Source organism: Pseudomonas sp. PS01303, assembly GCF_029959385.1.
Lineage (GTDB): Bacteria > Pseudomonadota > Gammaproteobacteria > Pseudomonadales > Pseudomonadaceae > Aquipseudomonas > Aquipseudomonas rustica.
Genome location: NZ_JASCPK010000003.1, coordinates 48,839 through 69,995 on the forward strand (window position 1 = coordinate 48,839; position 21,157 = coordinate 69,995).

Below are 21,157 nucleotides of genomic sequence, written 5' to 3' on the forward strand. Positions count from 1 at the left end.
GTTTTTTTATGCCTGGAGAAAACATGCCATACAACACCGGAAACCCTGTCGGCCCATATGGCTCTGTCGATCCCCGCGACCTGGTAGACAATGCCGGGATTCTCGATCTACTTCTCACCGGGCCGTTCAACCAATACCTCAATCGCCTAGGGGTGCCAATCAGGTCTTGGCGCGGAATCATGCAGCAGGTCACTGACTACCTGCTTGCTCAGGGGTACGAGTCGACCTATCTGGTGTACGGCGCCGGGGTTATCGTTCAGCGCCAAACCCAACTGATTCAGCGAAGCGGCGAGTTGTACCGCGTGATGAGCGCAGCAGACATCCCGCTCACGCTGACTGGCACCTGGGCAACCGATTCGCCGAAGCTTCAGGCGGTTGGTGATGCAGCGCTTCGCCAGGCCTTGGGGATTTACAGCGGCAGTACCAAAGTCACTTATCGGGAGCGCAGCGCGCAGGATAAGTTCGACGAAACCAGAAACATCGATGACTTCCCAGGAGCGGACGACTCGGCAAGGTTTGACGCCATGATCGCCGCCACCGGAGGCCTGGTGCGGTTTGGCTCGAAAGACGTGTACAACATCGGCAATAAGAGCGTCACCGCCTACGGCACGGTGACAATCGTTGGCAAGGGGCGTCCTAACCGAACCTCCGATCTCGGAAAGCTCGTAGGCGGCACCGTAGTCACCGGAAGTATCGCGGTGCGCGCCGATACCGTGATCTGCGGCAAGTTCGGCATTGACCAAGGAATTGACCGCGGCGTGGCAGGCACTGACGGCCTGGTCATCAACTCGCCGACCGGTCTTGATGGTACGTGCTGCATCGTAGACGACGTGGCAATGCTTGGGCCTGACACTACCAACCTCAAGCACGGCATTCTTGTGCAGGGCTTTAACAGCGGCTGGATTCGCACGCCTTATACGGGGCGGCTGCAGTTCGGTGTGGTGGTCAAGTCACGAAACATCAAGATTATCAACCCAGAGGCGGATGCCATTCGCACTGCGGCGGTCTACCCAAAGGGCGATTTGCCGGCATCGGCGGGCGGTGTTGGTAGCGGCGTTTGCAGTGGGATTGAAGTCATCGGTGGTCGTCACACTGCAGCTGCAGGCAATACCGAGGCCTCCGGGGTTTACTGCCACGCGAGTACTGATGCCTGCTCTAACGTGAAGGTAATCGGCTATCACCAAACGGGCGGCGGCCAGGCGCTGAGGGTGCAGGGTAGTGGCTTAATCAGCGATCCGGCGATCAGCGATATCCAGGCGTCCGACATTTCGTCCAACCGATCGCAACGCGGCTGCTTAATGGACGGTTACGCTTACGACGTTCAGCTTAACAACCTGCGGGCAACAAACCCACTTACCGGCCAGGTCATTTCTATCGGTTCAAGCGTGCAAGGATGGCAGCTTGACGGCGTTCATGGCGTCATAACTGACGGATCTATCACCGGAACGTCAATGGCCACCCTTGCCGGCATCGGGACATGGAACAACTTCAGTCTTCGCGGTGGCAGTTCGGTATTTACCATCGACGTGGCATTTGGAAGTCTCGGGACTATTGCTTGCGGCAACATCAGTGGCAATTGCCGCAACAGTCAGGACTTGCCTCTGGTGGGTGAGAATGGATTTTCCGCAACGGGAGCCAAGAGAACGGTGGTTCCGGGGAAATCACTTAAAATGTCCGGCAGCTTTTCCGGGACGCTTTCCAGCAAGGTGTTCTGCAATATTCAACCCACCGGGAAGCAAGCGTACTTCCCGTGCGTTGGTATTGTTAGCGGCGTCCCTACAATCGTTCCGGTGCGGTTTAACGACTTCCAGTTGACAGTCGAACCTTCCGTCCCGGCCGGACTGAGCCAGCTATTCCTGGATGGGATCTCTATTCAGTTCTAAGTCGATAATTGGGAAGGCTTTTCGAGCTTAAATGCGGTGCGCCTCTTGGCGCACCGTAACAGCTATGCGTTATCGATAGCCTTGGCCATGCTTAGATACGCCTCCCATCGCTTCTGAAGGCGTTCGTCTTTGTACTCGCCGTTTGCATTTTTCGTGAATCGTATTCCTTTGAATTCACCGGAAGCAAAAGCCTCATCCTCAAAGTCTTCTCTGTGCTGTTCTTCAGTGCTTTTATCGTCACTCATCTTGTTAAGCCACGTTATAAGCATGGTCATGTAGTAAATGAACATTTGGCTGTTGTTTACCTTTTCTGTGGTGTGACTTCGGCTCTAGCCTGTGGTATAGGTCGAACTGCTGGATCTGTGATCGCCTTGCCTATCTTTATAAAAGGCTTCTCTATGACTAAATGAACGAACGTACCTGTAATTATGCAGGCGAAAATTACAAACGCAAATTGCGACAAGCTGCCCCAGCTTGAGAATTGAAGTGGGTTGTTCTTCTCGACCACTCCCATAACAACATAGTGTGAGATATATATCGAATAAGAAATATTCCCGAGAAACACCAATGGGGCGAATCGAGAGGTTTTATTTGCGGCCTGATAAATACATACACCGGCGAACAAGAACGCCGACCACATACCGAAATAGGTAATTCCGAACCCTGGCGTGCTTTGTGACGCGTACAGCCACAAGTATACGGACGAGCCAAACAACAAAGCAGCCCATCCTATTTTTTTGCTTATTAGATGCTTGTAGCGTAGGAACAGCTCAGCTATCAGCATTCCATAAATGAACTCAAAAAACATCGGCGACGATGCGTTTTTAAGGTAGGAATAGATCGGGGATGCGCCGTCAGTTTTTAGCTGTGTGTACGCGGAAAAGCTGAATTCGCCGTTAAAGTAAGTCTGTATCGCAAAACACTGTATCGACATAATGAGCGCAGCAATTAACGCTCTGTGCTTATGGTTTATTGACATTGCCAGGCAGAAGAACGAATAGAACATAATTTCATAGGTCAGCGTCCATGCGGGCCCCATCAAGTTGTAGCCAAATGCCGGTGCGTTCATTGTGTAATCAATTGGAAGCGGCGCGATGGCTCGCCCTATATCTAGCCAAGATCTGTCGGTGTATATAGTCGCAAATCCTACCAACATGCAAAAAGCAAGTGCTGGATATATCCTGAAAACCCTTCTTCCAATAAACCTTGCCGTCGTATTGGCTTCGGCTTTCTGCGTGGCAACTACAATTATGAAACCACTGATCATAAAGAAAATGTCTACACCAGATGCGGCGCCGCCAAATATTGGTGCTCTAATGCTCTCGGGTAGATATTTAGCACAGTGATGCATTACCACCATTAGAGCGGCAATTCCTCGCAAATAATGAATTCCGTAATACATCCATAAATTCCTTTATGTATTAAAAATATTTGATATGAAAGACTAAGTGTTATCAATGTCTGGTTTTTAAGGCCGAATTTTCACATTAAACGTTGTCAATGGCAATCAGAGTCGAATTTATAGAGCGCCTCGACAGTTTAGGTTTTTTGCCTTCCGGAGAAAAGTCATGCCCATCACCGCGCAGCAATTGCTGCAGATCCTTCCGAACGCCCGCACCCAAGCGGGCGTTTTTGTTCCTGCCCTCAATACAGCTATGCAGCGCTACCAGATCGTCGGCAGTAACCGAGTTGCCGCATTCATCGCTCAGGTCGGCCATGAATCCGGCCAGTTGCGGTGGGTGCGCGAGATCTGGGGGCCGACTGCGGCTCAGGCAAAGTACGAGGGCAGGGCAGACCTGGGCAACACTGTGGCGGGTGACGGCTCCAAGTATCGCGGCCGTGGCCTGATCCAGATTACTGGCCGGGCGAGCTACGCGGCGTGCGGCGAAGCGCTGGGTATTGACCTGATCAATCAGCCTGAACTGTTGGAACTGCCGCAGCATGCCGCGATGTCGGCGGCGTGGTTCTGGAAGCAGAAGGGGCTGAACGACTTGGCTGATCGAGACCAGTTCAACACGATCACTCGGCGGATCAATGGCGGGCTGAACGGGCTGGCTGATCGACTGGCGCTGTGGGAAAAGGCGCAGGCGGTGCTGGCGTGACCGTGTCGTGGAGGCTGGCCGGGCTACTGGTGCTGGTTATCGCCGCCGCCGGCAGTGCGTGGCAGTTTCAGGGCTGGCGCTACGGGAAGCAGCTGGCCGAGCAGGCGCGGCAGCACGCCGACGCCATGAATCAACTGACGCAGGCTGCCGCCGCCGCGCAACAAGCTGAGCAGGACAAGCGTTTTGCGCTCGAGCAGAAGCTAGCGATCAGCGAGAAAACCCACTTCGAGAAAATGACCAATGTACAAAACGATCAGGCTCGCCTGCGCGATCGCCTTGCCACTGCTGATGTGCGCCTGTCAGTCCTCCTCAATGCGACCGACGTTGCCAAAGGCTGCGACGTGCCAGCCACCACCGGCACCGGCCGCTTGGATCATGGAACCCTACGAGCCAGACTTGACCCGGCGCATGCTCAACGAATTATCGCCATCACCGACAAAGGCGACCGGGGATTGATTGCCCTGCAGGCGTGCCAGGCTTATGTGAAAGCCTTGGCTCAATGACGCTCAGCTGCGCTTTCTATGATGATGAAGAGAGCCTCAATAGTGGCATCGGTTAAACAGCGCGCCGCTTCCAGCCCCTCCACGAATCCTTCTGCGCGCTCGACCGCCATGCGGATATCGACATCACCCTGTGCATCCGAAACCCTGCGTACCAGGGTGGAGATTTTGCTCTGGAGGGATTGTGGAAGCGTAAGGTCTTCAAGTCGTTTCATGTCGCGTCATCCATACAGCTACAGCATTGTGGTTTTGATTTGCATTATGTTCGGCAGAACGCCGGAGAAGGGAGGTTTGATCTCGTACCAGTTTTTGTACCAATTGATGTTCCCTTGAGGGACTCTACGGGGTCTCAAAGAGCGCTGAAACCCCTTGTCTAGCGCCTTTGGAATACGCCAGCTAATCCGCACATCATTTCAGTCTCAGTGCGGAAATGCAAAACCCCGAAGGTTCGCGGCTCCGGGGCTTCTATTTTCGCCTCCATCCCTTAATGTTTGGCGAACGTGGCGACGAGAATAACAGCGTTATATCCGTGATTCACTACTGCGATGAATGAATTGTGTTCGTTCGGCAGGACGCCGGGGGCGGGATTGTCTCTGTAGATTTCTTCCCCAAAACGCAACCGTTCGGGCCAATGTTTATTGAGTTCTGAACAGTCGCAAAATGTGGTGGTTTGCGGTGCTGATTTTGGGGGCAAGGCCTTGATTTAAAAGGCCTTGAACGATTCTTATAAGGCATCCCAGGCTTTGATGCCGAAAAGGTGCAACGTTTTACTTGAAACGGTCAAGGAATTGCCCCCTTTACAGGTGCTGGAGAAAAATGGTGACGGATTATGCCATGACCAAAGCGGTTCGCGGCGCCTCAGGTCGATTTGGCAATGCAAAACCCTGTGGGAGCGGGCTTGCTCGCGAAGGGGGCGTGTCAGTCAAAATATCTGTTAATGACACACCGTATTCGCGAGCAGGCTCGCTCCCACAAAGGGACTGCGTTCCAGCAGTGCGACATAGGTGCAAACGCCAGACGCATCCTAAGCGGCTAATATGGCAGTTCAACGCTGTCGATTGTCTGAGATTTCCGCTTTATGCAAACCGCTTACACCGTCCTGATCCTGCTGATGCTGGTCAGCGTCTCGCGTCTGGTCGGACGGGTCATCCCGCTGCCGCTTCCTTTAGTGCAAATCGCCGCCGGTGCCTTGCTGGCCTGGCCGACGCTGGGTTTGCACGTGGCCCTCGATCCCGAACTGTTCCTGTTTCTGTTCCTGCCGCCGCTGCTGTTTTCCGATGGCTGGCGCATGCCCAAACGCGAGTTCTGGCATTTGCGCGGGCCGATTCTGACGCTGGCGGTGGGCCTCGTGCTTTTCACCGTGGTCGGCGCCGGTTACTTCATTCACTGGTTATTGCCGACGATTCCGTTGCCCGTGGCTTTCGCCTTGGCGGCCGTGTTGTCGCCGACCGACGCCGTGGCCGTCTCGGCTATTTCGCAGAACCGCTTGCCGACCCCGCTGATGCACATCCTGCAGGGCGAGGCGCTGATGAACGACGCCTCTGGCCTGGTGACCTTCAAGTTCGCCTTGGCCGCAGCCATCACCGGCGTGTTCTCGCTGACCAACGCCAGCCTGACCTTTGTCGTGGTGGCGCTCGGTGGTCTGGCGGTCGGCGTGGCGCTGAGCTGGCTGGTCGGGCGCCTGCGCTCGTGGATGATCGCGCGCGGCTGGGATGATCCGGCGACCCACGTGGTGTTCATGTTGCTGCTGCCGTTCGCTGCTTATGTATTGGCTGAACGCCTTGGCGTGTCGGGGATTCTTTCGGCGGTGGCGGCAGGGATGATGCAGAGCTGGCTCGACTTGTTGCCACGCCAGACCAGCACCCGCCTGCTCAATCGCAGCGTCTGGTCACTGTTGGAATTCGCCTTCAACGCATTGCTGGTTTTTTTATTTCTTTCATGTAAACGTCACTTGCGGGCGCGTTACAGGCGTATTGATTCCAACGTTCTATCCGTTTAATCCAAGAAATAAGGGGTTTTAGGCGATTGTGTCGTTCGCTGGCACGCATCCATCATGGTGTCTTTTCATAAAAATGTAAACGCTGGATTTTTGACGCGATTTAGTCGGAAAAATGTAAACCTTGTGGCCGGTTTGCAAACTTATGAAGCCACAACCTTCCTTCAAAGAATGTAAACGGCGTCGGTTCTATTGGGGTTGACGGTTTACATTTGCACCGTAGATCCCTAGAGATTTTTACCTGATTTTCTCCGCCGCAGGTGCTTAGGCTGCCGCACGCGAAGCTACTGCGAGAGAATCAGCGACAGGGGGGCAAGATGAGTAACCACAACTGAGACGTGAGTTTGCCGTGCTTCACATGTTGGCACTCTACATTTTTCAGCGTCGCATGGTTATGTAAATGGCAACGATGTACTTCCACGATCCGCGAATCACTTTCAGTGCGCTAATTCTCAACCAGCACTGTTCTCTATTAATCCGCTCCAGATTCAGTAGCATTAATCCTCTTCCAGTATCGATGGACAGTCGATAGAGCTAGGCCGGTCTCGCGAGCAATCTGCGATTGATTCATCCCTGCCACCTTGAGCTCGCGAACGACGCTCTCCCCCTTTCTATTCTGAGGCTTGCCTGGCTTACGGTGGGCGACCTCCCCGTCAGGAAGCTGCTCAGCAAGAACTCTCAGTCCACCTTCTTTCTCAAAAGCGCGGAGCTGCTTTAGAGCGGTCTCCATTAGAGCCGGATAGGGGGTATTTAGCCGTTTGGATAGGCATAGAGCGAGGAGGGCTAGCGGGTCTATTCGAAGGCCCTCAGCAAGGCTCTCGAACTTTTCAAGAGTGATGCTTGTTTCGCCACGCTCTAGCGCGCTGAGCTTGGATTTCGCCGAGGCGTCGGAAAGGTCTTCGTGTCGAAGCTGACGCTGCAGGCGCAGGGCTCTAATTGCGCCTGCGAGAGCGATTCTAAGTTGCATGGCTCACTCAAAAGTCAGGATATAGCCACACAGGAGGGTTTCCGTTAAATATCAAAATGAGGTAGTATTGCGCATACTTTGATTTGAGGGCAGAACACAGCGGCCCTTCCGATCTATCTGCAGAGTCGTTTTAGGCAATTTTTGGAAATTACTGGTGAGCGGTGAGCCGTCACTGGAGGGCAGCGGGCCGACCGTCCAATAAGTCTCAAACCTCCTGCAGTCGGTTTATCACTGGTCATCAATTCAAGAGGCTTCAAATGGTCACGAGTTTCGATGAAGGACTTTTTGGTGACAGCGGAGCTCCTCTGGTTGGCTCGGAACTGAGTCTTGAAGGCGCGATGTCTGCAGCCAGAAAGCGCTACAAATGGATGCCTCTCTGCGCCGTAGAAGAATGGACAATCCTAGACGCCATCGTCACCGACGACGAGCGAGCCAAAGTAGCCGCCGCAGGCTGCCAACCAATCTTCATGTTTGCCCACAAAGTTGTGGACGACGAGCAGCGCCGTTTCGAGCCGGGACATTGGGTGCGCTCAAGTATGGGTACTGCGTTAAACGAAGGTTTTCTGTTCGAAACTCGGAATAGCGTCTATGTGCTCCTCGGGCCGGGTCATCGCAAAGCAGCAACCATCAAAGAGATCTTCTCTCTATTTTGAATTAACCAACCGGGCTGCTTTGCGTCCGCAGAAAACTGAGGCACCTGATGTTCAGAACACAAGACTCAGACCTAATCGGCGTTCCCGGCATTTTTGGTGAAGGCCTTGCGCATTGGCATAGCGTGTCACGGGTGCTCAGAACTCACTGGTATCACCTCACTGTTCGCTTGACTGACCAAGCTCGCAGCACTGAATTCGTTGACATGATTGAGGGGGAGCACAGGTTGCAAAGCATGCTCGTCACCCAGAGCGCTGAACGAGAGATAATTGATGTTCAGGTCACGACCCCCGCATGGATGAACAAAGGTGCCGGGTGGGACATGGAGCGCGTAACTAAAGTATCCCTCGGCTACGACAGTGATTTTGAGGTTTGCCTGATAGAGGTTGAGAGAGGAGCTATCTACCACAACTCGCACCGTCCAGACTTTCAAATCGATTCGCTGACAGACCTTCGCCCGATCTTTCTCTCGAGCATGATTAGATCAGGCTGAAAACTACCAAAGATCTTGCACGATACCAACGCGTTTGGTTCCGTGCGGAGTTCCCGATAACGACTTGCGGAAAAGCACCGGAGCGCAGTGATGCTCGACACCATAGATGTAAATTTCCACGGAAAACGCCACACGGATTTCGATCTCAAACGAATTATTAAAGCCCAGGAGCAAGGATTTGATGTGCCGGTGACCGCTTACCTTTGTGGTGTTTCCATCAGGTCGCGCGCAGGCATCGGTGTTGTTTTTGGCCACAAGCGTAAAAATCAGTACGGTCGGTTCGGTGATGGTCATCTGATCAGGACATCCGATGTGCTTAAGATCGAAAGAGAAGGTCGGTTTTGGGTAATGACTACGGTAAATAGCCGGTACGTGCTCGCAACATTCCAGCGTGAGAACGGGCGTGCGAGCCTGCGCGACTTTCTGCGCATCGCAAAGGGACAGCACCATTTCACGCCACGGATACTTCAGTAACGGTCTGTTCGTTTTTGCCGTGAGCGAGGCCTCCTTAAAAACCTTGAGAAGTCTTCATGATCGTGAAAGCCGGGGAAGTCATCTGCGTAGCATCAGGTGTGTTTGAGCAATACGACCGCGCCGGGCCATTTGTCGCAACGCAGGACTTCGACTTGGATTTATTTGTTGAAAAGGTGATGCCGCCGACTGCGGAACGATGGGAGATATCTGGTCTGATGAGAGACATCCCAAGACTGCTTCTGGAGCAAGGATTCATCATAAAAATGCCTTGTAAGAGGATTTACCTAGGCGCTTGGGGTGAATTCGAAATTAGGGAAGAGAAAGACGATGTCTGACCTTGCTCGTCATTACGTATGCGGTCATGGGCTGCACCAACGTTTGAATTCCTTCGCAGAATTATCAGGCCGGTTTGCGAATAATTATGAGCGACGACAAACGCATTGTTTGTAACTGGTAGGTAGCTGAAGACGGTAGCGGTGACATCATCATCAACATTCCACCAGAGATAGCTGACGCCCTGAAGCTTCAGGTTGGCGATGTGCTGAACATTGAGATGGTCAATGGATTGATTACGCTCTAGCCGAATCGGATCGGAGCAGTAGAGACTGACGCGTATCGCCGGGACAGCTGTTTTCTAAACCCCTGTAGATGCTGTAACAGATTGCTGCAGTGCAGAATTGCGCTATCAGGGAGGATTAACGCTTAAAGTTCCACGTTCACAGATTTAGTATCATGCCCCGCCATCTGACGGCCACTGAGCCCTAGGCTGAGAGGCAGTACCGACTGCTCTATCAACACCAGGGATTTTTACTCCTGCCAGACCCACGCATTCGCCCACTCGCGCTTTGCATCTTTAATCATCACGGAAAAATACTGGTCAACCAGTTCCATGACGCTGCTGGAGGGCAGACTCTTCTTCGCCCTGTTGGTGGAGGTATTGAGTTTGCTGAACGGAGTATCGATGCCATTGCCCGAGAGGTACAGGAGGAGCTCGCCTTTCGATCAGCGACGTCCGATTGATTGGCACCTTAGAAAGTATTTTCATCTACGAGGGTAAGACTGGACACGAGATAGTCCAGATCTACGATGCAAGATTTGACGACGTAACGGTCTATGACAAACCTTGGCCAGACGGCTGTGAGCGTGACGGTGCATCGTTCAGAGCCTCGTGGCATAACAGCTCCAGTTTCACTGCTACTTCCCGATTAGTCCCTGAGGGGCTATCTGATCTACTCATTAGAGCCTCGCTGTTGGTCTGAATCCGACGAAAGAAATACGCTCCTAACTACCAAATCGCAAAGGGGACTTATGAACGACGTGCTCTTACCAATCTTGCGGCGAAATTATCCCAAGATTTTTTCGAGCCCAGATCTTCGGGAAATTCGATGCTATCCAGGATGGCTGGATTTGCTCAACGACCTGTGTAATCAACTACAGACATACTTGGATGCTAATCCCAGCAAACCTCCGATAATCGTGAGCCAGGTTAAGGAAAAATTCGGCGGCTTACGATTTTACATATCTGGCGGCGATGAGTTTTGTCAGGCGATTGTGGATGCTGCGGAGGAGGCGTCGTTGACCCTTTGCGAGGTCTGCGGGCGTCCAGGAGCGCTGGTCGGGGAGAGGTGGGTCTGCGTCCGTTGTCCTCAGCATCTTGAATGGACGCCGGAAGCCACAAGCTAGGGGATCCCCTATGCGGTAACCTGCGCTTAATCACATGACCCGCTTGCTCGCGGTGTCACTTGGGCCAGACATTCGCTTAAACGCTGTGTCACCCGGCTTGGTCGATACGCCTCTGATCGCAGAGTGGACAGGTGCCCAAGAGTTGTGGCGAACTCGCTCACCTATGCGCAGTGCTGCGAGTCCAGATCAAGCCCCTCCTCAATGGCGTCTTGTTGTCCAACCGAGGGGCCGGCATTCACCAAAGTAGCTGCGCGCAGGGACATCCAATTAGCGCGATCACGCCCGTCTAGATCAATTTCACGAGCTTTTTGCAATGCAAGCTTGGGATCAGTATCCACCAAGGAACTGAGGTGTGATGAGAGCTTCGAAAATACGCTCGACATGTCTGGTATCTCCTTTCAAGTGAACGATTCAGCGATGCAGGCATGTCTCACTCATCCGCCAATACCTCAAGCGTGGCGAGCAGCTTGGCTAGCTCAGTAAGGTTGGCCGCAGTGACGATGTCATATTCTCCTCGACTGCTCAGCCGATACACATCTCGCGCCTTTTTGACGCGTTCGAGAAGAGGGACGACGATGCCGGATGCCCGCTCTAGGAAGTCGTTGATGTCTGCACGCGTCTGGGGAATTTTGTAACCCTTCGCCGCACTTGTGATGATGACGTCCGCATCCCGAAGCTTGGCTATGCCACTGGATCGAATTCTCTGGCCGTTGACCTCTCCCAATCCGCTGTCTTTTAGATGGGCCATGATCTCCGTAGTCAGCACATAATCCTTGGTGACGAATTCGCTTTGAAATCTTAAGAACCGCAGGATACTCAATTGAAGGCGCTCATCCTCATCAGGGTGTTCGCCTGCCCGCTCGCTAAAACGATCAGCCTGGCGGAGAGCTTCTTGGTGTACTTGGTAGTCTGCATACCCAGATTCATCCGTCGGCGGTGGCAGAAGAGACTGGTACTTGGATGGCCACTCAAGCATTCCAAGAGTCAGGCTGCGAAGGATTTTCTTGTAGGCAAGAACTGCTTCTTCCGATGCTTTCTCTTCGTAGATCTGAGCGACCGAGCCAGCAAAAAAGTCTGCAACCTGAACCAAAACGTTGTCCTTGCTGGCCATTGTCTGGAAAGCATCCTTATCGCCAAATAGGTCGTCCACGAATCGTTCTGCAACGTAGCTTTTGAGGCTCTCCTGAAATTCCTGGCCACCATGCTAGTCTACGATCATCTGGAGGTCAGGGTATACGCGGAACAAACGTTCATAGAGCAACCCGTTTACGTATTTTATGAACGAGGTTTTGATACGGAGACCGCCGTCTTTGTGAATTCGCGACTTATCAACGACGGTGAAATAGAGCTTGAATCGCAGCTCAGCTAGCTCGTTGAGGATTCGGGCACGGCGATTTGAATCTTTGGGTTTCAGATTGCTGGATTTGATCTCGCCAGTTTGAAAATGACGCATGCGGAGTGCTTCAGCTTGGGCATAAGCAGCTTCCAGGTCTTTCTCTGCCACCAGAATGGAGCACACGATGAAGAAGCCCGAGCTTCCTCCCTTTGACGTATCAAGGTCGGAATTCCCGGACTCATCCACGAAGGCATATGTTCTGTCCATGAGCTTGCTCCATCAACGACGTGCTGAGCGCAGTGGGTCGCCCAGTGGCAACGTGGCGAATTTAGTTCGTCGCAGTGGTAGTGCCTGGAGCGGGGCCTTCGCTGAACGTGTAGTTGATGACCACATCATTTCGGATCAAGACGTCGAGAGTTTTCTGAGTGCCCGTGGTCGTCACCTTCATGGTGACCACGTAGCTCTGGGCATGGGCTGAGCCATTGGTGTAGGTGTAGATCCACTTTTCGTCGGTCTCGCTGACAGCACTCTTGGCGTAGGGCTCACCAAACAGGGACTTCAACTCAGTAGTCGTCGTTTTGCCTTTGGTGATGCTCGCTACACTGGCCGACGGAAAGTCTCGTCCTGCGGTGTAGTGGGACGTAGCGCAACCGCCAAGTGCGACACAGATTCCCATTACTGCGATGAGCTTTTTCATATCCTTCCTTGATCGTAGAAAGCTCCAAATCTAGCTGGCATCGAGGCTAAAAGCCATCGTCTCCTTGATCGCCTGTGCTCGCTCTCGCCGACAGGGCACCACACACATAAATAAATGCACTCGAGGCCGGGCAGACCATAAAAACTCCGAACCATTGAACTCTAAATCGTGGGAGCAAGGGTGCCTTCATCTAAGAACGATACTTTCGGTTAGCAACCGGCTGGTTTTCGTTTATGAGCATGTCTGCGACGGCTATATACGGCCAAAAGCGGTCACTTAGCTTCTTCGCGAAACAGGAGCAGTTCAACCGTATTGAAAAATACTGTACGCACTCAACCAGGAGGGTATCTCGATGAGCCAGTGTAATTCAACTCTCAGGCAGTGCCGCAATGATGCTATTCAATATGTCGTTGTAGCGATCATAGAAAGGGCACTGATCGTCAGATAAAGCGAAATTACAGACTATGCATTCACACCCAACAAGCTTCAATGACAAAAGCTACCATTAAAGTAGCTTCTGCCAGCGACAAGCTATTTTTTTGTAGACTTGCTAGGCTTCAAGTCAGGATTGTTACTTGGCGTATCTTTATTGTCACGACGACGCTTATCAACTTCGCCGGTTGATTTGGCAATCGGTTTTGGGCCTGGTTTAAGCGCCATGAAATCTCTCCTTGATGTTAATTTTATTTTAGTTGCTGCGGCATCATCCTATTGGTACGGACGGATACTTTCAATAGGCAAGAGATACTTGATTTTAAGTATGTGAAAACTCGAATTAGCTTTGGCTCATCTACTGGAGTCTACCGACAGGTAACGTGTTGATCTTACGTTCATTGGCGACATCTTGCAGGTAGCACTGCACCTCCAGAATCATTCGAGCATCGCCAGACCGAACCTGTCTGCTACCTAGCCTTTACCGTCCACAACTGATCAACCTTCGTCGTATAGCTCTGACTCATCAACTCGCGGCGCATTGCCCAACCAGGGGCCGCAGGAACACTGGCTAAACGGACAACTCCCTTACCCCAACGGCTGTTGATCTCGTCCAGAACGCTCATGACCTTGTCCGCCATCGCAGGCTGCGAGTGCGCGAATAGGTCATCTGTGAATTCCCCTCGCGGTCGAAGATCCATCAGCAAAACCTCTGCTTTGCTGTACTTGAAGCCTGGTCGGAAGAGGCGATTGACCGCTTCGGTTGCAGCCTTGGTCATGAGTCGCACATCGTTTTTCGGGTAATGTAGGGGGCATGTGGTGGGATTATTCGCCCCAAAGACTTGGACGCCATTGGCGTAGCCTGGCATAAATTAAGGACAAAATATGTTCAGCAAATCTCAGATCATTACCATCCCAGTCCTGATCTCATCGGTACTTTTACTCACCGGCTGCCCGCCATCAGCGTCGTTCACCCAGTGGAAACGCGCTTCGACCACTGTTGAGGGTGTCAAAGCCGCAATGACAGAGTGTGGCGACCCGGTAGGTAGTTCGATAACCCACTTGCCAATAAACGAGCAAGTGCTGCAATTCCAGTGTATGCAGCGTCTTGGCTTTATTCGCAAGGACGGCTTTGAATACTGTGAAATAATGAAGAATATGCCAGCCTGCGTCGAAGAAAGGCAGGGGCGTCCTCTCAGTTTGTCGCAGCTCGAAGCGTTGCCGTTTGTAGAAGATGAAGCATTTCACCCAATCAAGCCTAATTCTGGTCGGGATGAACGTATGCAGGTCTCATGGCGTAAAGCGGGAGCATCACGTCATTTCGAATTCGAGGTAGCCAATGATAGTGAAGCCCTGCCGGTGATGTATGCGTGCGGCTATGCGAAACCACTTGGGTCGAATCTGGACGTCGCTAGCATAGGGCGCACTGCAGAAGTGCAGCGTTGCATGATTGATCACGGCTTTGAGCCCAAAAATAAAATTATGGTGGTTTGCCAGACTTACCCACAAGTGACGGGCTGTTCGTCGACAACGCCGTAGAGTTGATTCAGATAGAGAGCAGAGTGAAGAGGGGGCTTGTTCGTGAGAGATAAATATCTTCCTAAGTGAACGACGTGATAACTCATTAGCCCAGCTACCCTTTTCTACATCGATTTAACCGATACCACTTCCACGTACTTGTACTTCTTCCTCGCAGCCTTCACAGCCTCCTGCTCAGCAAGCAACGAGCTCAACGTATCAGCCTCGTGAATCAACTCGATCATTTTCCCTTCAAATTCGTTTCCAACACGTAACGTGACCCTCAGCCTAGGCGTAAATGATTTCGCCGCTTTCTTCTTGGCTGCTGGAGCAACCACCGGCTTTGTGAACACAACCTCTGGCACAGGTTCCAGAACTGGAGGAGCAGAAATCTGCACCTCAGGCTGAACCGTACCAAACAAGGCACGACGCATTTCTTCTTCGGTTAAATCAGAGTTCATAGAACATCTCAAAGTGGGCGGTAATCAGCTCGACGAATTCTACTAGGATGGCGGCTCCAGCGTGTCCTCTGGGAGCAAGTATGGTCACTGTGAATTCGGGCTACGTGGTCAACATTTCAACGTGGTAGTGGGCTAGATAGCGTTAAAAATGATGCAACGTAAGCTAGGCTATTGAGGGCTTAAGGGTTCATCGCAATGGTTGTCTGGCTTCGTCTTCGACAACTGAGTGAACTGCTCCAATGCGTTTTGGAAATCCTCCAATGCAAAGCTTACCGGCTTGCTCTCGGCGATCCATTTTGTCGAGATTCCAACTTCCAGTTTGTCCGAAATACTTCGACCGAAGCGCCGCCAGTGTACGGTGTCAGCCTCGATTACCTGCTCAGTGACCAAGACGATACAGTCGAAATTCATGTCATCGCTACAGACCAGCAACGGCACGATTGTGGAGCTTCCATCCTCCGCCGGGATGATGCGACGGTTCGCAAGAGCGTCTTCGTATTCGTCGATAAGCCAGATCAGAGAAAGACCAAGCCTTGCGACGTCTGACCATTCGAGATGAGTGGACAGCCATTGCTCAATGCCAATGCCGTCAATCATTAACCATGCGCAAGCGCTCCTGGCGAATCCAGGTCGGTAGTAAGCGGCGCTGATAACTTGGTGCATGGCGAAGTCCTTTAGTGCAGTGCTGCTGTGAGGATACTCCAGTGGTATCACGCCTAGGCGCCAGTAGATCACTACTCTCGGACGCTTGAAGGGAAGCTTATATTGCACCTGGACGGACGGGCAGCTTTCAACCTTGGCGCGACGATGAGGTCGGATTGTGAGTATCTTTCCCCGTCGGGCTTCCCTCACAAGCTGCTCCTTGGATTTTAATCAGGTACGATCCCGACGACTCATCAACAATCGAGATCGTGTCATGCAAGATGGCTGCTGGCACTTCCATCTCTTCGGTGCCAATTTCGCCACTGAAGTCGAGGCGCACAAATACGTGTTTGAACAGTGGGGGATAGAGCCCCTGAAACCGGGAGCGAAGCCGAGTACGTTTCGTGGGGAGACCGCAATCCTACCTGGCGAATAGCGGAAGATCTTGGGTTCAACATGGATTCAGATTTCGTTGAGCTCGCCAGTACACCAGAAGACGTCGCCAGTGCTGGCAGTACCGAGGACGTAGATAGTGGAATTCAACAGAGTCTTGAAAAAGTCTGGACGAAGGGCCGGTTCCTCCGCCGCCAGTCCGAGTGATTTTTCGAGGTTGTTTTCTTGCAGGGTATCCATGATGCCCATCGGCAGTTCCATCAAAACAGACAAAAAGTGAGCGGCAAAGAGCGCGCAGTTTTTCATGCCTTTGTGAAAACAGGAAGAACAGGAGGCTAATAAATTCAAAGCATACGCAGAGACACTCTGGACGGTATTGCAAGGAGAGCACCTCCACATCAGTGCTGTATGAAGCCAAATGCGGTTCGCCTCTAAGGGCTGCTTCTGGCGGATTCTGTTGAAAAAGTCGGCCATGGTTTCCGCAGTAGAAAAGTACGCGCTTGAGATTTAAATCTTTACATTGAGCAGAGGATTCCGAGCTCAGATTTCGCTTAGCGGCGCGCAAAAAAGAGTTTTCTGCGATTGGCGTTTGCTTCCCTGCAACAGACAGCTACCGGCCGACTCTGTTGAAAAAGTCGGTTCTTCCAGACTGCCCGCATACCAACCATGCCGTAAGCGAGGATAACGGGCGATTTGGTTATCGTGGTGCAAGATTGCTGGCCGCGCATGAGTGATGTCACAATGATGCACCTCGCCTGCATGCTCAACAATAACCGCGATTCACGGACTATCACCATGCCCAGCCTCTGTTGCTGTTCTAACACGCCAGGCGCGCCGGAGAGACTTCTCCTTGTTCGACTGCGTCGACTGCTTTGTTTTGTGCTGGTCTGGGGTCAGGCTGCGTGGGCGGTTCCTGGCGCTCAACAGAATGGCGCCGAACAGGTGATTGATGTACAGCTACGTTGGAAACATCAGTTCCAGTTCGCGGGCTACTATGCAGCCATCGCAAAGGGCTATTACCGCGAAGAAGGACTGGACGTGCGCTTGCACGAAGGTGGCCCCAGTGTCACACCAGTCGAAGAAGTGCTCTCTGGGCGTGCCCAATATGGCGAAGCCAATAGTGAATTGCTCTACGCACGCCTGCATGGAAAGCCCTTGGTAGCGCTGGCGGTGATTTTTCAGCATTCGCCTTCCGTGCTCGTGGCTCGCACAGACCAAGGTATTCGCACTGTGCACGATCTGATCAGCAAGCCGCTGATGTTGATGGATGCACAGACCGATGCTGATTTTCTGGCGATGTTCCGTAGCGAGGGTATACCCCTCGAAAAACTGCAACTTCTACCCAGCAGCTTTCAAATTGGGGATCTAGCCAGCGGTAAGGTGGCGGCGTTCAACTCGTACCTGACCAACGAGCCCTTCTACCTGCAAGAGCGGGGCGTTGATTACAACATCATCTCGCCCGCCAGTTATGGGATCGACTTCTACAGCGACATCCTGTTCACCAGCCAGGCCGAGATTGACGAAAATCCACAGCGGGTCGAGGCCTTCCGCCGCGCTACCTTGCGCGGCTGGCGTTACGCGATGGATAACCCCGAGCAAATCATAGACCTGCTGCTCAATCAGTATTCGGTGAAGAAAAGTCGCGCCCACTTGCAATTCGAAGCTGAGGCCATGCGTCCGCTGGTGGTATCTGACCTGATAGAGATCGGTCATATGAACCCAGGGCGTTGGCAACGAATGGCTGAAACCTTTCTCGAACTGGGTATGGTCGACAATATCGCCGGTCTGGAAAACTTCATTTACGATCCAAACCCGCCTCAACTGGTCGAGCGGCTGCGCAAGACCATTGTGCTGATCAGTATTGGCTGTGTGCTTGTCTTTATGTTTGCTCTGGTTCTTTTAAATGCCCAGCGCCATCTGCGCAACGAGATCAAGTTGCGCAAACTCGCCGAAGAGGAAGTACACAAACTGGCCTTCTATGACAGCCTGACTGGCTTACCCAATCGCAATAGTTTTATTCCCTTTGCAAGTCAGAAGTTGCTGGCCGCAAAGATCCGTGGAGAACATCTAGCCCTGTGCTATATCGACTTGAATCATTTCAAGCAGATCAATGATCGTTTTGGCCACCAGGCAGGCGATGCCATCCTGATCCACGTAGCCACGGCTATCAAATCCAGTATTCGCGAGTTTGAAATAGCCGCGCGCATGGGAGGTGACGAATTCGTAGTGCTGCTCGACGGCGCGCATCACAGTGGCGATATCCAGCGCATCACCCATGAAATCTGCAAGTCCGTCGACCTGCCCATTCCATGGAAAAACAGCCAGATCAAGGTCAGCGCCAGCCTAGGGGTGGCGTGGTATCCGGAAGATGGCGAAGGTCTGGACGATCTGATTTTCAAAGCCGACACCGCCATGTTCCAAAGCAAAGCCGGTATCGCTGTGCAGGCTTGAAGCTGCTTGCGTGGCGCCCCTCCGAAAAGACTTGGTAGTTAGAAACCAGTGCGCCACTGCGGTTTGCGTGTGTGTCGTCCTTCGCATGACGCTTCTAGTCAGCGCCGTGACTGACCCGGATTAAGCTGAATGATCTATGTAATTGAACGGGGATCACAGGTTGCGCAACGGCACCCAGTTATGCGGCAACAACTCGGCGATTTCACTTGCACGCTGCGTTAGCAGGTAACTGTTATCCCTACCGCTTACTCTGAGGTACGGAAAAACGGTTTGGAAAGGTGCTGCTCGAATGAAAATAGATGAGTTAAATGCTGGAAAAGTATGTTCATCTGACCGAGCTGGTTTTTTTGAGCCTCGGGCCACGAGCGCATCCAAAATCGATGTCCACTACAGACCGTCCCTGGAGCAAAAATGCAACAAGTGGCTGCGTAGCTTACCTTAAAGATGAAAATGGTCATCCTTAGGCTGAGTATCACCTTGAGCCAGCCCCCGGCGGTTGCACAGGAAGTTCCTAAAATCGTTGATAGGCATGGGCTTGGCAAAAAACCAGCCTTGGGCAAAGTGAACCCCAGCATCCACCAAGACGTCACGTTGCTCCTTAGTCTCGACCCCCTCAGCAATCATCTGTAATCCCTGAGAGCGGCCAATCTCTATGATGTTGAACAGCAGCGGCTTGCTAACGCGATTGCTGCCTATCTCGCTCACAAACGCTTTATCAATCTTCAAAAAGTCGAGATCGTAAGTAGACAGATACGACAGGCTCGAATTACCCATCCCAAAATCGTCGATTGCAATTTTAAAGCCATTCGCACGGATCGACTCCAACACTTTTTTAGCCTTGTCGGGCACGATCAAACCACGCTCGGTGACCTCGATCATGATGTTTTTAGGACGGGCGGCTGTCACGCGGATGAGCTCGAGAAGTTGTTGTTCGATCTCCTTGGAATGTATGTCTTCGGCTGAAACGTTGATGGCTATATGAGCGCTTGGGCAGTCTTTGAAGAGCTGCGTCGCGTCCTCGCGCACAATTTCAATGACTCGTTCGGTAATTTTCTTCATTAGTCCCTTGGATTCTGCGGCTGGGATGAAAATATCCGGACTAATGATACCTCTTTCGGGCTGATTCCAGCGAAGGAGAGCCTCAGCCCCAACACATCCGCCTGTCCCCAAGTTCATGACTGGTTGATAAAGCAGAAAAAATTCTCCCTTCTTGAGGCCGTCTAGGATCTGAGATCTGAATGACAGTCTTTGACGTGCAAATGCGCAGAGCAGAATGGCACCACCTACACCTGCCAAGATGCCTGCTACTAAATAAGTCGGTATGGCTGCAAGAACCATCTGATTGACACGCGCCTTGGGCATTGCCGCTAAGACCGAAGAGTCGCCATCACTGCTGAGTTTGATAGTGACCAAATAGTCAGTATCAAAAAATGACGTCGGTTGCCCAATGTAGTTGATCAGCCACTCGGACTTGAACGTACCTCTTGAGCGCACCACGTTTTGGTTGACGTTGCGAAAGTGGGTGATAGAAACATCAGGTTTGTCATCCTCGACATCGAGAACAAGACTTGGGGTGATGATCGCGGCATATCCATCTCGCTCGTTGATAACAAAGGTTGTGTCAGGGGCATTAGGTAAAATCAATCGATTCCAGCGTCGGCCTCCGGTACCGGTTGTGTGGCTGGCAGGCCCCAGATGTATGGGGGCGGTGGATAGATACAGCGCAGAACACAGCACGTCGTCGCCCTTGATGTACGCGAGGTCTTTCAGATAACTAGCATTGAGCAAAAGGCGTCGCATCAGGGCAACGTGGTCAGGCGAACAGGGCGCCAAGCCTGCTGTACGTTGGGCAGTTACTACCTCATCGACTTGCGATTGGGTGGTTACAGAGCGACGAATGACCTCATCCGCAACATCGCTCAAATCATCGCGCGCTCTTTCAGTGCCACTGCGGACAGCGAAATAGGCAGAAAACGCGATAACTGAAATGGCATAGATTATCGCGCCTAGCGCCGCCCAGTTTCGCAGATACTTTCTACGCATTTAGGTGCTATCCGATGTGCTGTCAATGACTGCAATTCTATACCAACAGAATTGTTATTTTGAGTCATAAATCTCTAGAGAAATCAATGGGTCGTGCCACACCTGTGTGCGCAGGCACGACTAAAAAGGGCGTTATGGTTCAGTCGGTCGAGAGATGTGACTAAAGCCTCACGAACACCTCAAGCATCTAAAGTCAAGCCCTCCAAGGGGGCGACCCAAAGGATGCTTGAGTTTGGGCACCAGTAAGGAGTCGATTTTGTGGAATGCCCGCAGCAGGTCATAAATAACGCACTGACTCGGCTAAGCGCCATAGGGCGAAGACTTTCACGTCTGGCTCTGTCAGCTAGCCGAAGGGTGAAGCGCCTTTCGGCTAGCTCGACTTGCTGGATCGCTGGGCAGAGGCAAGCGAGTTGCTGCGATCATGAACCTGATCCA

The 21,157-nt window shown here is 52.3% G+C and carries 23 protein-coding genes and 3 pseudogenes; 12 read left to right on the forward strand and 14 right to left on the reverse strand.

Going from position 1 to position 21,157, the window contains the following annotated elements:
- Nucleotides 1-23 precede the first annotated feature (23 nt).
- Nucleotides 24-1,883, forward strand: coding sequence for a hypothetical protein (locus QMX93_RS02215; RefSeq protein WP_212546178.1), 1,860 nt, complete (start codon nucleotides 24-26; stop codon nucleotides 1,881-1,883).
- Between the two features lie 62 nt (nucleotides 1,884-1,945).
- On the opposite strand, the gene QMX93_RS02220 is transcribed toward QMX93_RS02215, so the two are convergent.
- The gene (locus QMX93_RS02220; protein WP_212546177.1) at nucleotides 1,946-2,128 is read right to left on the reverse strand and encodes a hypothetical protein; all 183 of its coding nucleotides are present in this window, start codon (nucleotides 2,126-2,128) and stop codon (nucleotides 1,946-1,948) included.
- Between the two features lie 56 nt (nucleotides 2,129-2,184).
- On the reverse strand, nucleotides 2,185-3,285 hold the full coding sequence (locus tag QMX93_RS02225) for an acyltransferase (protein WP_212546176.1): 1,101 nt from the start codon (nucleotides 3,283-3,285) through the stop codon (nucleotides 2,185-2,187).
- 166 nt (nucleotides 3,286-3,451) lie between these two features.
- Here QMX93_RS02225 and QMX93_RS02230 point away from each other — a divergent pair, with 166 nt between their 5' ends.
- Both QMX93_RS02230 and QMX93_RS02235 read left to right on the forward strand, forming a co-directional pair.
- Nucleotides 3,452-3,985, forward strand: a complete 534-nt coding sequence (locus tag QMX93_RS02230) for a glycoside hydrolase family 19 protein (RefSeq protein WP_282352214.1) — start codon at nucleotides 3,452-3,454, stop codon at nucleotides 3,983-3,985.
- A complete protein-coding gene (locus QMX93_RS02235; RefSeq protein WP_282352216.1) occupies nucleotides 3,982-4,488 on the forward strand; it encodes a lysis system i-spanin subunit Rz in 507 nt (168 codons plus the stop codon). Before QMX93_RS02230 ends, QMX93_RS02235 begins: the two co-directional genes overlap by 4 nt.
- Here the strand turns inward: QMX93_RS02235 and QMX93_RS02240 are convergent.
- The gene (locus QMX93_RS02240; RefSeq protein WP_212545341.1) at nucleotides 4,482-4,700 is read right to left on the reverse strand and encodes a hypothetical protein; all 219 of its coding nucleotides are present in this window, start codon (nucleotides 4,698-4,700) and stop codon (nucleotides 4,482-4,484) included. The two genes, QMX93_RS02235 and QMX93_RS02240, sit on opposite strands and share 7 nt — an antisense overlap.
- 863 nt (nucleotides 4,701-5,563) lie before the next feature.
- On the opposite strand from QMX93_RS02240, the gene QMX93_RS02245 reads away from it, so the two are divergent.
- Nucleotides 5,564-6,484, forward strand: a complete 921-nt coding sequence (locus tag QMX93_RS02245) for a Na+/H+ antiporter (RefSeq protein WP_282352223.1) — start codon at nucleotides 5,564-5,566, stop codon at nucleotides 6,482-6,484.
- Between the two features lie 469 nt (nucleotides 6,485-6,953).
- Here QMX93_RS02245 and QMX93_RS02250 read toward each other — a convergent pair whose 3' ends face one another.
- A complete protein-coding gene (locus QMX93_RS02250; protein WP_098949356.1) occupies nucleotides 6,954-7,448 on the reverse strand; it encodes a transcriptional regulator in 495 nt (164 codons plus the stop codon).
- Between the two features lie 257 nt (nucleotides 7,449-7,705).
- On the opposite strand from QMX93_RS02250, the gene QMX93_RS02255 reads away from it, so the two are divergent.
- From QMX93_RS02255 to QMX93_RS02280, 6 genes and pseudogenes are all read left to right on the forward strand, one after another.
- Entirely contained in the window at nucleotides 7,706-8,101 is a 396-nt protein-coding gene (locus tag QMX93_RS02255; RefSeq protein ID WP_098949355.1) for a hypothetical protein, read from the forward strand.
- A gap of 47 nt (nucleotides 8,102-8,148) precedes the next feature.
- Nucleotides 8,149-8,592 carry a hypothetical protein gene (locus tag QMX93_RS02260; RefSeq protein ID WP_098949354.1) on the forward strand — a complete coding sequence of 148 codons (444 nt, stop codon included), beginning with the start codon at nucleotides 8,149-8,151 and terminating at the stop codon, nucleotides 8,590-8,592.
- A 90-nt stretch (nucleotides 8,593-8,682) separates the two neighbouring features.
- Nucleotides 8,683-9,066: a hypothetical protein gene (locus QMX93_RS02265; RefSeq protein ID WP_098949353.1), complete on the forward strand. Its 384-nt coding sequence runs from the start codon at nucleotides 8,683-8,685 to the stop codon at nucleotides 9,064-9,066.
- A 56-nt stretch (nucleotides 9,067-9,122) separates the two neighbouring features.
- A complete protein-coding gene (locus tag QMX93_RS02270) occupies nucleotides 9,123-9,401 on the forward strand; it encodes a hypothetical protein (RefSeq protein WP_098949352.1) in 279 nt (92 codons plus the stop codon).
- 478 nt (nucleotides 9,402-9,879) lie between these two features.
- Nucleotides 9,880-10,325 (forward strand): annotated as a pseudogene (locus QMX93_RS02275) (NUDIX domain-containing protein).
- 427 nt (nucleotides 10,326-10,752) lie between these two features.
- A pseudogene (locus QMX93_RS02280) lies at nucleotides 10,753-10,936 on the forward strand (SDR family oxidoreductase); the annotation flags it as partial.
- Here the strand turns inward: QMX93_RS02280 and QMX93_RS02285 are convergent.
- The 6 genes and pseudogenes from QMX93_RS02285 to QMX93_RS02310 form a co-directional block, all read right to left on the reverse strand.
- Nucleotides 10,911-11,132 carry a hypothetical protein gene (locus tag QMX93_RS02285; protein ID WP_178081014.1) on the reverse strand — a complete coding sequence of 74 codons (222 nt, stop codon included), beginning with the start codon at nucleotides 11,130-11,132 and terminating at the stop codon, nucleotides 10,911-10,913. The pseudogene QMX93_RS02280 and the gene QMX93_RS02285 sit on opposite strands and share 26 nt — an antisense overlap.
- Nucleotides 11,133-11,179: 47 nt before the next feature.
- Nucleotides 11,180-11,899 (reverse strand): hypothetical protein, encoded by a 720-nt coding sequence (locus QMX93_RS02290; protein ID WP_256588648.1) that lies wholly within the window; start codon nucleotides 11,897-11,899, stop codon nucleotides 11,180-11,182.
- 54 nt (nucleotides 11,900-11,953) lie between these two features.
- Nucleotides 11,954-12,352 (reverse strand): DUF3800 domain-containing protein, encoded by a 399-nt coding sequence (locus tag QMX93_RS02295; protein WP_256588647.1) that lies wholly within the window; start codon nucleotides 12,350-12,352, stop codon nucleotides 11,954-11,956.
- A 61-nt stretch (nucleotides 12,353-12,413) separates the two neighbouring features.
- Nucleotides 12,414-12,782: a hypothetical protein gene (locus QMX93_RS02300; RefSeq protein ID WP_038443869.1), complete on the reverse strand. Its 369-nt coding sequence runs from the start codon at nucleotides 12,780-12,782 to the stop codon at nucleotides 12,414-12,416.
- A gap of 531 nt (nucleotides 12,783-13,313) precedes the next feature.
- Nucleotides 13,314-13,442, reverse strand: a complete 129-nt coding sequence (locus QMX93_RS02305; protein WP_256588646.1) for a hypothetical protein — start codon at nucleotides 13,440-13,442, stop codon at nucleotides 13,314-13,316.
- 242 nt (nucleotides 13,443-13,684) lie between these two features.
- Nucleotides 13,685-14,017, reverse strand: a pseudogene (locus QMX93_RS02310) (DUF4113 domain-containing protein); the annotation flags it as partial.
- Between the two features lie 82 nt (nucleotides 14,018-14,099).
- On the opposite strand from QMX93_RS02310, the gene QMX93_RS02315 reads away from it, so the two are divergent.
- Nucleotides 14,100-14,753 carry a hypothetical protein gene (locus QMX93_RS02315; protein ID WP_098949351.1) on the forward strand — a complete coding sequence of 218 codons (654 nt, stop codon included), beginning with the start codon at nucleotides 14,100-14,102 and terminating at the stop codon, nucleotides 14,751-14,753.
- A 104-nt stretch (nucleotides 14,754-14,857) separates the two neighbouring features.
- Here QMX93_RS02315 and QMX93_RS02320 read toward each other — a convergent pair whose 3' ends face one another.
- The 3 genes from QMX93_RS02320 to QMX93_RS02330 all read right to left on the reverse strand — a co-directional run bounded on the left by QMX93_RS02320 (nucleotide 14,858) and on the right by QMX93_RS02330 (nucleotide 16,702).
- Complete coding sequence (locus QMX93_RS02320) at nucleotides 14,858-15,193, reverse strand: hypothetical protein (RefSeq protein ID WP_098949350.1); 336 nt, start codon at nucleotides 15,191-15,193, stop codon at nucleotides 14,858-14,860.
- 168 nt (nucleotides 15,194-15,361) lie between these two features.
- Nucleotides 15,362-15,856 carry a hypothetical protein gene (locus QMX93_RS02325; RefSeq protein ID WP_098952558.1) on the reverse strand — a complete coding sequence of 165 codons (495 nt, stop codon included), beginning with the start codon at nucleotides 15,854-15,856 and terminating at the stop codon, nucleotides 15,362-15,364.
- 441 nt (nucleotides 15,857-16,297) lie between these two features.
- Nucleotides 16,298-16,702 carry a hypothetical protein gene (locus QMX93_RS02330; RefSeq protein ID WP_256588644.1) on the reverse strand — a complete coding sequence of 135 codons (405 nt, stop codon included), beginning with the start codon at nucleotides 16,700-16,702 and terminating at the stop codon, nucleotides 16,298-16,300.
- A 252-nt stretch (nucleotides 16,703-16,954) separates the two neighbouring features.
- Between QMX93_RS02330 and QMX93_RS02335 the strand changes: the two genes are divergently transcribed.
- The gene (locus QMX93_RS02335) at nucleotides 16,955-18,679 is read left to right on the forward strand and encodes a GGDEF domain-containing protein (RefSeq protein WP_256588643.1); all 1,725 of its coding nucleotides are present in this window, start codon (nucleotides 16,955-16,957) and stop codon (nucleotides 18,677-18,679) included.
- Between the two features lie 438 nt (nucleotides 18,680-19,117).
- On the opposite strand, the gene QMX93_RS02340 is transcribed toward QMX93_RS02335, so the two are convergent.
- Nucleotides 19,118-20,722, reverse strand: coding sequence for an EAL domain-containing protein (locus tag QMX93_RS02340; protein WP_098949349.1), 1,605 nt, complete (start codon nucleotides 20,720-20,722; stop codon nucleotides 19,118-19,120).
- Nucleotides 20,723-21,157: the final 435 nt, after the last annotated feature.